A 12237-nucleotide genomic window follows, 5' to 3' on the forward strand; every position below is an offset into this window, starting at 1 on the left:
GGTCGGCGCGAGGCGACACTTGAGGCATGACGATCCGGATCTCGGCCGGCTCCGCTCCCGGCGGCGCGGGCCCCAACGAAGACCTGTTCCTCGCCGGCGACGCCTGGGCCCTGGTCCTCGACGGCATCACCCGCTACCCGGACGACGGCTGCGTCCACGACGTGCCCTGGTACGTCGAACGGCTCGGCGCGGCGATCGGCGCCCGCATCGAGGACCGGGCGCTCGACCTGCGATCCGTCCTCAAGGGTGCGATCAGAGCGGTCTCGGACGAGCACCGCGGCGGCTGCGACCTGGCGAACCCGGTCTCCCCGGGGGCGACCGCGGCCCTGGTCCGGTTCGTGAAGGCGCGCATGGAATGGCTGGTGCTCGGCGACAGCGCCGTCGCCTGGCGCGACGCGGACGGCGCGGTCGAGGCGGTGTCGGACGAGCGGCTGGCCCGGCTCACCGGGACGCCCGCGGTCGAGGACGTGGCGGGGATCCGCCGCTATCCGATCGGCTACATCGCGGCGGTCCGCAACCGGGCCGGCGGGTTCTGGGTGGCCTCGACCGACCCGGACGCGGCCGACGAGGCGCTCGCCGGCGCCGTCGACGCGGCGGCGCTGCGCGAGGTCATGCTGTGCACCGACGGGCTGACGCGGCTGACCGAGCGCTACGGGTTCGCGTGGGGCCGGCTCATGGACGTCGCGGCCGACGAGGGCGTGCGGGCGCTCGTCGACATGGTCCGCGAACACGAGCGGCGCGATCCGGTCGCCATGGCCGCGAGCAAGCCGCACGACGACGCCACCGGCGTGCTGGTCCGATGTGACATACACTAGTAATCCTATCGTTTTAGTTGACTTGCATGAGGGCCGGCGTTACCGTCTGGAGCGTGCATACTGGCACTTCCCCCGGAAAATTCGCGAAAGGGACTGCGATGCCCCAGACCCCTGAATTCAGACGCAGCGCCGCCACGACCTCCTTCGCCGCCATCGCGGCCGCCCTCACCCTGGCGGTCGGCGCGTGCGGCGGCGGCGAACCCGCCGACACCACCGTCGGCTTCGAGGACTGCGAGACCGACCCGACCACCTGCAACTCGGGTCCGCGCGCCGACGGCGGCGACCTCGTCTGGGCCGTGGACGGCAAGTGGGAGGCCTGGGGCCAGGCCGACATCTACGGCTCCAGCCTCGCCACCTCGGTCATCAACCAGCCCCTGCGGCCCTCGGTCTTCTCCTTCGACCAGAACGGCGAGATCCACTACAACGACGGGATCTACGCCGAGGCCCCGGAACTGCTCGCCGAAGCCCCGCTCACCGTCGCCTACCACCTCAAGGAGGAGGCGACCTGGGGCGAGGGCACCCCGATCGGCATCGACGACTTCATCTGGCACTGGCGCGCGACCTCCGGCGACGAGGCCCAGTGCGCCGGCTGCACCCCCGCGAGCAGCTACGGCTCGAACGTCGCGAGCATCGAGGAGGCCGAGGACGGCGCGATCGTCGTGACCTACGACGAGGGCTACCTGGACGCCGAGTGGTACGCCGCCGGCGTGATCACCCACCCCGCGCACCTCGCCGAGGCCCGCGGCCACCCCGACTGGCGCACCGACCCGGCCCAGATGGCCGCCTCCATCGCCGACTTCTCCGAGAACCCGCCGCTCGACTACAGCGCCGGCCCGTTCCGGATGGTCGAGGGCGAACTCGGCGTGTACGCCAAGTACGTGCCGAACGAGGAGTGGACCGGATCCCAGCAGTCCACGCTCGACTCCTTGACGCTCAAGTACATCGAGAGCGCCGACGCCATGGCGACCGAGCTGCGTCAGGGCACGATCGACGGCGCCGCGCCCTCCAGCTTCGACCCGGAGGTGCTCGACCAGATCGCGGGCGACGAGAACCTGAAGTACTCCGTCGCACCGCAGTCGGGCTGGTCCCACATCGACGCGAACCTGAACAACCCGTTCCTCGCCGAGGAGCCGCTGCGCCAGGCCCTCTTCACGGCCATCGACGCCGACGAGGTCAACGACCGCGCCTACGGCTCGGCCTACGAGGACATCGAGACGATGCAGAACGTGCTGTTCCGCCCCGACTCGGAGTACTGGACCGACCAGGTCGAGGACGGCGGCATCGGATCGGGCGACCTCGAGGCGGCCCGCGGCATCCTCGAAGCGGCCGGGTACACCTGGGAGGGCGAGCAGCTCCTCACCCCCGGGGGCGAGGCGGTGAGCCTGCGCTACCGCACCGGCCTGGAGGGCAACGCCTTCACGCCGATCATCCAGGACCTCGTCATCACCTACCTCGACGAGCTGGGCATCGAGGTCGAGGCCGACCCGATCCCCGCGGGCGAGCTGAACTCGGTGCTGGAGGCGAAGGACTGGGACCTCATCCAGTTCAGCTGGATCGAGACGCCGCTGTTCGCCGCCTCCGCGGCCGACTACTGGGGCGAGGGCAACCACACCGGGTTCCAGGACGACGAGGTCGACGCCATCGTGGACGAACTCGCGACCACCCTGGACCGCGACCGGGCCGCCGAGCTGAACAACCAGGCCGCGCAGATCTCCCTCGACCGGGCCGTGCAGCTGCCGCTCGCGTGGACGCCGGCGCTGGTCATGGTGAACAAGGACGTCGTGAACGTCCGCGACAACTGGGCGACCACGATGCGGGTGTTCTCGAACGTCGGCGAGTGGGGCTTCGTGGACGAGGGCGCCGAATGAGCCGGGAGGGCCGGGCCCGTCGGTGACCGGGCCCGGCCCTCCCCCTTCGACGTCGCGGCCGCCCGGGAGCGGGCGGCGGCGGCGCTTCGACCGGACCGCGCCCGCGGCAGGCCTTAAGCTCGGGGCGTGAGCGAAACGGCCGAAGCGCAGCAGGAGGAGACCGCGAATGCGGAGAGCGTCCTGACCGTGCTCATCGCGGGGCTGATGAACCTCGGCATCGCCGTCGCCAAACTCGTCGCGGGCGTCCTGTCCGGCTCGGCCGCGATGGTCTCCGAGGCCGCGCACTCCGCGGCCGACACCGTCACCGAGTTCATGCTGTACATCGCGCTGCGCAACAGCGTGAAGCCCGCCGACACGGCCCACCCGTTCGGCTACGGCTCCACGGCCTACATGTGGGCCGCGCTCGCCGCGGCCTTCACGTTCGTGGCCGGCGGCCTGTTCTCGATCACCCACGGCGTGCACTCGATGAGCGGCGAGGCCGAGTCGAACTTCCTCATCGCCTACATCGTCCTGGCGATCTCGTTCGTGCTGGAGAGCGTCTCGTTCGCGCGCACCATCGTGCAGCTGCGCGACGAGTCGCGGCGCTGGAAGGTGCGCCCGAGGCTGTTCCTGCGCCACACCCCGGACACGAGCCTCAAGGCGGTGTTCCTGGAGGACCTGGCCGCGCTCATCGGCCTGGTACTGGCCGCGACGGGCCTCCTGCTCACCGAGATCACGGGGAGCCCGTTCTACGACGGCGGCGCGTCGATCCTCATCGGCGTGCTGCTGCTCGTCGTCGCGGTGTTGCTCGGCCACGCGAACCTCTCGCTCCTGATCGGGCGGGGCCTGCCGCCGCGCTTTCGCCTGGCGGTGCTCACGGAGATCGAGGCGGGCGAGGACATCGCGGCCGTCCAGGAGCTGCTGACGCTCCAACTCGGACCGACGTCGGTGCTCGTGGCCGCGAAGATCGACTTCCGCGACAGCGCCAGCGGCGAGGCGATCGAGCACACGAGCCGGGCCGTCGAAGCGCGGCTGCGCGAGCGGTTCCCGATGATCCGGTACGTGTTCCTGAGCCCGTGGGGCGATCCCGCGTCCGGCGCGGACGCGGACCTCAGCCCCCGATGAGCTCCTGGGCCTTCGCGAGGTAGCCCCGCATCTCCTCCTGCCACGCGTACGTGTCGTCCTCGATGTCGAGGTAGTAGCGCAGCCGCGCCTGCTCCCAGGCGCGGTCGGCCGCTTCGCGGAAGCCGGACTCCTCGCCGCACTCGGTGATGTCGACGGCGAGGTCGCGTTCGAACTCGATCCAGCCCTCGACGTCGGCGAGGTCGGGCACGTCGTCGGGCACTTCGGGCCAGGGTCCGGTGACGGCGGTGTCCTCGGGGTTCGGGCTGTTGTCCTCGCCTGCGGCCATGAGGTACTCGACGACCGCGAGGTTCTCGTCCCTGAACTCCCATCCGGCCCGGCCGCGGTCCGCCAGGCAGTCGAGGAGGTCGCCTTCGGCCTCCGCGGTGCGCTCGGCGTACCGCTCGTCGAGCGCCTCCCAGTCGCCGTTCGGCGGCGCGGGCCGGGAGATCCAGTCGTTCCAGCCCTCCTCCTCGTTCGGCTCCGACCGGAGTTCGCCGTAGACGGCCTCGATCATGTCGAGGAGGCAGCCTTCCGGAGGCGGATTGGTGCTGACGTCCTCACCGCTGGCGTCGGTCTTGCGGCCGGGACCGCCGAGTTCGGGGTACTGGTAGGTCGCCCAGGTGTCGCCGCCGTAGGCGACGTACCAGGCGTACTGGTCCTCCTCGGGCAGGTAGTAGAACTCGTCGAGCGTCGTGTCGTCCGACTGGAACGCCGCCGCCTCCTCCTCGCCCATCATCTCCGCCATCATCGCGAACTGCCACGCCTGGTACTCGGCGTACAGCTCCTGGTCTTCGATGTCCTCGGCGCCGTCGAGGCCGCCCCAGTGCCAGTACCCGCCCCGCTCGGCCTGCTCCATCGGGACCATGAACCACTCGTAGGGCGCCTCGCCGAGGAAGCTCTCCTGGGCGGTCATCGGGGTCTGCGGGAACCTCGCCGGGTCGTGCACGGTGAAGCCCTGGGCCTCCATGCAGTCCTCGAGGAGGCGCGTCTCGGCCTCGTCGAGCTCGAGGTTCAGCCGGACGGTCTCGTTGTACATGTCGGTGAGGCGGCCCTCGTAGGCGCCGAAGTCGAGGTCCTCCTCCTCGCCTTCGAACCACGAGCAGCCCGCGGTCAGCACGAGCACGGAAAGAGCGGCGATGCCGATGCGCAGCACAGGGATCCTTGTCGTAGAAGGCTTTGACGTCTGTACGCCGCGGGCCCGCGGAGCGGTTGCCCCGGCGCCCGGAATTCCCCGGTGTTCACGGCCGGGGCTCAGCCCCCGATGAGCTCCTGGGTCTTCGCGAGGTGGCCCCGCATCTCCTCCTGCCACGCGTACGTGTCGTCCTCGATGTCGAGGTAGAAGTGCAGCTGCGCCTGCTCCCAGGCGTGCTCGGCGGTCTCGCGGAAACCCGATTCGTCGCCGCATTCGGCGAAGTCGACGGCCAGGTCCCTCTCGAAGGCCATCCAGCCCTCGAAGTCGTCGGCGTCGGGGGCGTCGTCCGGGGCGTCGGGCCAGACGGTTCCGGAGTCCTCATAGGAGTACAGGGAGTGGGTGCCCTCGCCGGACTCGGCGAGGTACTCGTGGACGAGCAGGTTGCCGTTGTAGAACTCCCAGCCGCCACGGCCGCGGTCGTCGAGGCAGTCGAGGAGGTCGCCCTCGGCGTCGGCGGTGCGGTCGGCGTACCGCCCGGTCATGTCCTCCCAGTCGCCCATCGGCTGCTCGGGGCGGAAGGTCCAGTCGGTGAAGCCCTCCTCCTCGTTCTCGGTCCCCACGAGTTCGCCGTAGACGGCCTCGATCATCTCCCGCTTGCAGCCCTCCGGCGGCGGGTTGGTGTAGACCTCGTCGCCGCTCGCGTCGGTCTTGCGGCCGGGGCCGCCGAGGTCGGGGTGCATCTCGGCGGCCCACGTCTCGCCCGCGTAGGCGACGTACCAGGCGTACTGGTCCTCCGCGTCGAGAAGGTAGAACTCCGGCGTCCCTGCGCCCTCCTCGGTCCACTCCGGCGCCGCCCGGCCGGCGGCCTCCTGGTGCGCCTCGTATTCGGCGTACAGGTCGGCGTGCTCGGGGTCCTCGGCCGCGTCCATCGCCGTCCACTGCCAGAATCCGCGGCGGGCCGCCTCCTCGGCGGTCGGCATGAACCACGCGTACGGGGCCTCGTCCAGGAAGCTCTCGCGTTCGGCCCCGGCCCAGCTGGTGAACTCCTCGGGCGGGTGCGCGTCGAAGCCCTGCTCCTCCAGGCACGCCTGGACGATCCGGGCCTCGGCCGCGTCGAGCTCCTCGATGAGGCGCACGCCCTCGTTGTACATGTCGGTGAGGCGGCCCTCGTAGGCGCCGAAGTCGAGGTCCTCCTCCTCGCCTTCGAACCACGAGCAGCCCGCGGTCAGCACGAGCACGGAAAGAGCGGCGATGCCGATGCGCAGCACGGGGGTCCCCTGTCGTAGGAGGCTTTGCGGTCTGGACGCCGCGGGAGGGCCGGTCGGTTGCACCGAAGCGGAAAGGGCCGCCGGGAACCCCTCGGCGGCCCTTCTTCGCAGTCTCTAGGCCTGGAGTTCGGCCAGGGCCTTCTGCCAGGCGCCCTGGTCGCGGGCCTCGCCGGGCAGGTTCATCTCGGCGAAGCGGACGACGCCGGACTTGTCGATGACGAAGGTGCCGCGGTTCGCCATGCCCTTGTCCTCGTTGAACACGCCGTAGGCCTGGGCGACCTCGCCGTGCGGCCAGAAGTCGCTCAGCAGCGGGAACTCGAAGCCCTGCTGCTTGGCCCACACCTTGTGCGCGAACGGGGAGTCGACGGAGACGCTGAGGACCTGGACCTCGTCGGTCTGGTAGGCGTCGAGGTTGTCGCGGATGCCGCACAGCTCGCCCTCGCACGTGCCGGTGAACGCGAACGGGTAGAAGACCAGGAGGACGTGCTTCTCGCCGAGGAAGTCGGCGAGGGAGACCTCTTGGTTGTTCTGGTCCTTCAGGGTGAAGCCGGGGGCCTTGGTTCCGGTTTCGATCGGCATTCGCGCTCCTTGGGTGCGGCCCTCGCCCGAGGGCCTCGGTGGTCTGACGCGCTGAACGTTAGCGCCGCGCGACGACCATCCGCGAGGCGACCCAGTCGGGGGAGGCGTTGAGCGTCTTGGTCGATTTGAGGCCCGCCAGCGCCGCCGACTCCTCGACGTCGGCCGGCTCGATGTGGCCGCGCCTTCCGGCCTTGGGGGTCAGGAGCCAGACCACGCCGTTGTCGGCGAGCGGGTCGCGGGCGTCCAGCAGGAGGTCGACGAGGTCGCCGTCCTCCTCTCGGCACCACAGCAGGACGGCGCCGACGATCTCGTCGGAGTCCTCGTCCAGCAGTTCGCCGACCGCCTCGATGACGGCGGTGCGCAGGGTCGCGTCGACGTCCGTGTCGAATCCGATTTCCATGACCGATTCGATACCGTCGAGCCCGAGTCGCTGTACGACGCTCGACACGTCCACCGGGCTGCTCGGAGCGTTCAATTCGTCCCTCCATAGGTCGATTGCCAGAGCCTACCGCCCTGCTCTGCACAGCATATGAACTACAGCATAGGAGGTGCGGCATATGCGGCGCCCGCGCGCCCGCGCGCGGCCGGGGCGGAGGGGCCGTTCGCAAGGGCCCGAGAGGCGGAGGTGAGCGGGTGTTCACGTGGCCGTCATCTCTTCTGATAGCGCTTGACGCGCGGGGGCGCAGGTGAACGGCCTTCGAGGTCGCGGGGAGTGTGGGCGCGGTCGCATCATGCCGGGTGGGTCGACGATGCTCGCGGTAGATTCAAGGGAGGATGGTAGAAAACGATGACACTCTGCTGCCAACCGAGAAACCCTGCAAAGCCGCAGTCTTAGAACGAGGGATCGCCCGTGACCACGGAACAGAACCGGCCGCCCATCAGTGACGGATTGCCGACCCAAGTACCGGACACTGACCCCGGGGAGACCAGCGAATGGCTGGAATCCCTTGACGGCCTCCTCGACGGCGGCGGGCGCACCCGTGCCCGCTACGTCATGCAGCGGCTGCTCGAGCACGCCCGCAAGCGCCAGATCGGCGTCCCGGCGTCCACGAGCACCGACTATGTGAACACCATTCCCGTCGAGGCCGAGCCGCACTACCCCGGTGACGAGGCCGTCGAGCACCGCATCCGCAGCTTCGTGCGCTGGAACGCGGCGATGACCGTGCACCGCGCGCAGCGTCCCGGCATCGGCGTGGGCGGACACATCTCCACCTACGCCTCCGCGGCGAACCTGTACGAGGTGGGCTACAACCACTTCTTCCGCGGCCGCGACCACGTCGGCGGCGGCGACCAGATCTTCTTCCAGGGCCACGCCTCCCCCGGCATGTACGCCCGATCCTTTGTGGAAGGCCGGCTGACCGAGGACGACCTCGACGGCTTCCGCCAGGAGGTCTCGCGCCCGCAGGGCGGCCTGCCCTCCTACCCCCACCCCCGCCTGATGCCGGACTACTGGCAGTTCCCCACCGTGTCGATGGGCCTGGGCCCGATCAACGCGATCTACCAGGCGCTGTTCAACCGCTACATGGACGACCGGGGCCTGCGCGACACCAAGCAGCAGCAGGTGTGGGCGTTCCTGGGCGACGGCGAGATGGACGAGGTGGAGTCGCGCGGCGCGCTCCAGTTCGCCGCGGGCGCCGAGCTGGACAACCTGACGTTCGTGGTCAACTGCAACCTCCAGCGCCTCGACGGGCCGGTGCGCGGCAACGGCAAGATCGTGCAGGAGCTGGAGTCGTACTTCCGCGGCGCGGGCTGGAACGTCATCAAGGTCATGTGGGGCCGCGAGTGGGACCCGCTGCTGGCGGCGGACGCCGACGGCGCCCTGGTGAACCTCATGAACACCACCCCCGACGGCGACTTCCAGACCTTCAAGGCCGAGTCGGGCGCGTTCATCCGCGAGCACTTCTTCGGGCGCGACACGCGCACCAAGGCGCTCGCGCAGGGCATGAGCGACGACCAGATCTGGGACCTGCGGCGCGGCGGCCACGACGACCGCAAGGTCTACGCCGCCTACAAGGCCGCGATGGACCACGCGGGCCAGCCGACGGTGATCCTCGCGCACACGGTCAAGGGCTACAAGCTCGGCTCCACGTTCGAGGGCCGCAACGCGACCCACCAGATGAAGAAGCTCTCGCTCGACGACCTCAAGGGCTTCCGCGACGCGCTCGACATGCCCGTCACGGACGCGCAGCTCGAGGAGAGCCCGTACCTGCCGCCGTACCTCAAGCCCGAGGCGGACTCGCCCGAGCACGAGTACCTCCAGGAGCGCCGCAGGGCCCTGGGCGGGTCGATTCCCTCGCGGCGCAACACGGTCGTCCCGCTGAACCTGCCCGGCGAGGACGCGTACAAGTCCGCCCGCCGCGGTTCGGGCAAGCAGAAGGCCGCCACCACCATGGCGCTGGTGCGCCTGCTCAAGGACCTCATGCGGGACAAGGAGACCGGCAAGCGCTGGGTCCCGATCATCCCCGACGAGGCGCGCACGTTCGGCATGGACGCGATGTTCCCGACGGCGAAGATCTGGTCGACGCACGGCCAGCAGTACCTGTCGGTCGACCGGGACCTGTTCCTCTCCTACAAGGAGTCCGAGCAGGGCCAGCTCATGCACGTGGGCATCAACGAGGCCGGCTCGGTGGCCGCGTTCACCGCCGCCGGCACCTCCGGGGACACCCTCGGCGAGCCGATGATCCCGTTCTACATCTTCTACTCGATGTTCGGGTTCCAGCGGACCGCCGACGCGATCTGGGCCGCCACGGACCAGCTCGCGAACGGCTTCCTCATCGGCGCGACCGCCGGGCGGACCACGCTCAACGGCGAGGGCCTCCAGCACGAGGACGGCCACTCGATCCTGCTGGCCCACACGAACCCCGCGGTCGTCTCCTACGACCCGGCGTTCGGCTACGAGATCGGGCACCTGGTCCAGGACGGCCTCAAGCGCATGTACGCGGACGGCGAGCACGTCTTCTACTACCTGACGGTCTACAACGAGCCGATGGTGCAGCCGGCCGAGCCGGAGGGCGTGGACGTCGAGGGCATCCTCAAGGGCATCCACAAGGTCTCGACCGCGCAGACGCAGGGCCCGCGAGTACAGCTGCTCGCCTCGGGCACGGGCATGCCGTGGGCGCAGAAGGCCGTGCAGCTGCTGGCCGACGACTGGGGCGTGGCCGCCGACGTGTGGTCGGTGACCTCCTGGTCCGAGCTCAACCGCGACGCCATCGCGGCCGAGAAGGAGAACCTGCACCACCCCGAGGCCGAGAAGCGCGTCCCGTACGTGACCGAGAAGCTCTCGGGCGCCGAGGGCCCGTTCATCGCCGTCAGCGACTACATGCGGTCCGTGCCGGACCTCATCAGCCGCTGGGTGCCGGGCGACTACACCTCGCTGGGCACGGACGGCTTCGGCCACTCCGACACGCGCGGGGCGCTGCGCCGCCACTTCAACGTCGACGCCGAGTCGATCGCGGTGGCCGCGCTCCTGCAGCTCGCCGCGCGCGGCGAGGTCAAGCCGGAGCTGGCGGCGCAGGCCGCTGCGAAATACCAGATCACCGACCCGACGGCCGCCGAGGCCGGCGAAGCGGGCGGCGACTCGTAAAGCGACGCAAAAGGAAAGGGGCCGCGAGCATCAGCTCGCGGCCCCTTTTCCCGGCTCCGGGCAGGGCGAAGGGCGGGTGCGCCGTGCGCCCCGCCCTTCGAAGTACCGTGCCCTGATCGGGCCTAGTGCTGGTGGTCGTGGTCGTGATCGTGGTCATGATCGTGGTCGTGACCGTCGGCCTCTTCGGCCTCGATCTGCTTGCGGACCTCGTCCATGTCGAGTTCCTTGACCTTGCCGATGATCTCCTCCAGCGCGGCCGGCGGGAGCGCACCGGGCTGGCTGTAGAGGAGGATGCCGTCCCGGAACGCCATGAGCGTCGGAATCGACTGGATGCCCGCTTCCGCCGAGAGCTCCTGCTGCGCCTCGGTGTCGATCTTGCCGAAGACGACATCGGCGTGCTGCTCGCTCGAGGCCTCGAAGGTCGGCGCGAACATCTTGCACGGGCCGCACCAGTCGGCCCACCAGTCGACCAGCACGATGTCGTTGCCGGTCACGGTCTCCTCGAAGTTGTCCTTGGTCAGTTCAACCGTGGCCATATGGCCGCCTCTCTGTCGTGGCTTCTCGGTGCTCTTCCGCGCAACAGTAGTGGCGCCGCCGCTATTCCGTCAGACGTCGATGCGCGGCGCGCGCCACGTCTGGCAGGCTATAGGGCATGGACCTGGCCACCACCATTCAGAACATCGAACGCTCCTCGTCGGCGCTGACGACCCAGTCGCTCACCCGGATGGACGAGCGCCTCACGTGGTTTCGCGACCTGCCCGCCGAGCAGCGCTCGATGGTCACGCTGGTGGCGCAGGCGGGCGTCCGCCAGTTCCTCGAATGGCTGCGCCACGGCGGCGAGGACCTCGGCTCCTCCGACATGGTGTTCGAGGCCGCCCCCGTCGAGCTGGCACGCGCCATCAGCCTCCAGCACACCGTGGCCCTCATCCAGGTCGTCATCGACGTCGTCGAGGAGCAGGTCCCCCAGCTCGCCGCCGACGGCGAGGAGGACCAGCTGCGCGAATCGGTGCTGCGCTTCAGCCGCGAGATCGCCTTCGCCTCCGCCCGCGTCTACGCCCGCGCCGCCGAGACCCGCGGCGCGTGGGACGCGCGCCTCCAGGCCATGCTCGTCGACTCGCTCCTGCGCGGGGACAACCCCGACGAGCTCATCAGCCGCGCCGCGGCCCTGGGCTGGTCCGAGACGCAGACGATCACCATCGTCTGCGGCGCGACCCCCGGCGGCGAGGCCACACTCGTCCTCCACTCCGTCCAGCGCGCCGCCAGGCGCCTGGGCCTGGACATCCTCGCGGGCGTCCACGGCGCCCGCCTCGTGCTCCTGCTCGGCGGCGTCAAGGAGCCGGTCGAGATCGTCGAGAAGCTCACCGGGCAGTTCGGCGACGGACCGATCGTCGTGGGCCCCACCGTGACCGGGCTCGCCGAGGCCTCCTCGTCGGCGCTGGCGGCCGTCGCGGGCCACCGGGCGGCCCCGGCCTGGACCGACGCGCCCCGGCCCGTGACCGCGACCCAGCTGCTGCCCGAGCGGGCCATCGCCGGGGACGAGGCGGCCCGCCAGGGCCTGCGCGAGGGCGTGTTCATGACGCTGCGCCGCGCGGGCGGCGAGCTGCTGGAGACCATGGACGCGTTCATCGCCTCCGGCGGCGTCCTCGAAGGCACGGCCCGCGAACTGTACGTGCACCCCAACACGGTCCGGTACCGCCTCCGCCGCATCCAAGAGGTGACCGGTTTCTCCCCGACCGACCCGCATGAGGCCTTCGTCCTTCGTGTGGGGTTGACCATAGGTCGCCTGGAGAACTCACCGAGTACCCGGCGTTCCCGCAGTTGACAACGAGTGTTGTAGATTCCCTACAAGAACCGAACGGGGTTTCAGTCCTCGGACCGTGCCCGTATT

At 70.0% G+C, this 12237-nt stretch carries 10 protein-coding genes; 5 read left to right on the plus strand and 5 right to left on the minus strand.

Annotated features, from left to right (window positions below; translation table 11 throughout):
- Positions 1-26 precede the first annotated feature (26 nt).
- From BLQ63_RS04185 to BLQ63_RS04195, 3 genes are all read left to right on the plus strand, one after another.
- The gene (locus BLQ63_RS04185; protein ID WP_091028996.1) at positions 27-815 is read left to right on the plus strand and encodes a protein phosphatase 2C domain-containing protein; all 789 of its coding nucleotides are present in this window, start codon (positions 27-29) and stop codon (positions 813-815) included.
- 98 nt (positions 816-913) lie between these two features.
- Positions 914-2683 carry an ABC transporter substrate-binding protein gene (locus BLQ63_RS04190; protein ID WP_177154788.1) on the plus strand — a complete coding sequence of 590 codons (1770 nt, stop codon included), beginning with the start codon at positions 914-916 and terminating at the stop codon, positions 2681-2683.
- A gap of 126 nt (positions 2684-2809) precedes the next feature.
- Positions 2810-3787: a cation diffusion facilitator family transporter gene (locus BLQ63_RS04195; RefSeq protein ID WP_245680839.1), complete on the plus strand. Its 978-nt coding sequence runs from the start codon at positions 2810-2812 to the stop codon at positions 3785-3787.
- On the opposite strand, the gene BLQ63_RS04200 is transcribed toward BLQ63_RS04195, so the two are convergent.
- The 4 genes from BLQ63_RS04200 to BLQ63_RS04215 form a co-directional block, all read right to left on the minus strand.
- The gene (locus BLQ63_RS04200) at positions 3774-4940 is read right to left on the minus strand and encodes a hypothetical protein (protein WP_091029002.1); all 1167 of its coding nucleotides are present in this window, start codon (positions 4938-4940) and stop codon (positions 3774-3776) included. The genes BLQ63_RS04195 and BLQ63_RS04200 overlap by 14 nt on opposite strands.
- Positions 4941-5038: 98 nt before the next feature.
- Positions 5039-6187 (minus strand): hypothetical protein, encoded by a 1149-nt coding sequence (locus BLQ63_RS04205; protein ID WP_091029005.1) that lies wholly within the window; start codon positions 6185-6187, stop codon positions 5039-5041.
- Between the two features lie 114 nt (positions 6188-6301).
- The gene (locus BLQ63_RS04210) at positions 6302-6766 is read right to left on the minus strand and encodes a peroxiredoxin (RefSeq protein ID WP_091029010.1); all 465 of its coding nucleotides are present in this window, start codon (positions 6764-6766) and stop codon (positions 6302-6304) included.
- 58 nt (positions 6767-6824) lie between these two features.
- A complete protein-coding gene (locus BLQ63_RS04215; protein ID WP_091029013.1) occupies positions 6825-7241 on the minus strand; it encodes a DUF3052 domain-containing protein in 417 nt (138 codons plus the stop codon).
- 375 nt (positions 7242-7616) lie between these two features.
- Here BLQ63_RS04215 and aceE point away from each other — a divergent pair, with 375 nt between their 5' ends.
- Positions 7617-10349 carry a pyruvate dehydrogenase (acetyl-transferring), homodimeric type gene (aceE, locus tag BLQ63_RS04220; RefSeq protein ID WP_091029015.1) on the plus strand — a complete coding sequence of 911 codons (2733 nt, stop codon included), beginning with the start codon at positions 7617-7619 and terminating at the stop codon, positions 10347-10349.
- Between the two features lie 122 nt (positions 10350-10471).
- Here aceE and trxA read toward each other — a convergent pair whose 3' ends face one another.
- The gene (gene trxA / locus BLQ63_RS04225) at positions 10472-10885 is read right to left on the minus strand and encodes a thioredoxin (protein ID WP_091029018.1); all 414 of its coding nucleotides are present in this window, start codon (positions 10883-10885) and stop codon (positions 10472-10474) included.
- A 116-nt stretch (positions 10886-11001) separates the two neighbouring features.
- On the opposite strand from trxA, the gene BLQ63_RS04230 reads away from it, so the two are divergent.
- Entirely contained in the window at positions 11002-12171 is a 1170-nt protein-coding gene (locus BLQ63_RS04230; RefSeq protein WP_091029020.1) for a PucR family transcriptional regulator, read from the plus strand.
- Positions 12172-12237: the final 66 nt, after the last annotated feature.

The sequence above is a fragment of the Glycomyces harbinensis genome (genome assembly GCF_900101745.1).
GTDB lineage: Bacteria > Actinomycetota > Actinomycetes > Mycobacteriales > Micromonosporaceae > Glycomyces > Glycomyces harbinensis.

Bases quoted from the DNA above. Each gene is read 5' to 3' on its own strand.
- BLQ63_RS04190 (WP_177154788.1), top strand. From the start codon at position 914: ATGCCCCAGACCCCTGAATTCAGACGCAGCGCCGCCACGACCTCCTTC.
- trxA (WP_091029018.1), bottom strand. From the start codon at position 10,885: ATGGCCACGGTTGAACTGACCAAGGACAACTTCGAGGAGACCGTGACC.
- BLQ63_RS04185 (WP_091028996.1), top strand. From the start codon at position 27: ATGACGATCCGGATCTCGGCCGGCTCCGCTCCCGGCGGCGCGGGCCCC.
- BLQ63_RS04230 (WP_091029020.1), top strand. From the start codon at position 11,002: ATGGACCTGGCCACCACCATTCAGAACATCGAACGCTCCTCGTCGGCG.
- BLQ63_RS04210 (WP_091029010.1), bottom strand. From the start codon at position 6,766: ATGCCGATCGAAACCGGAACCAAGGCCCCCGGCTTCACCCTGAAGGAC.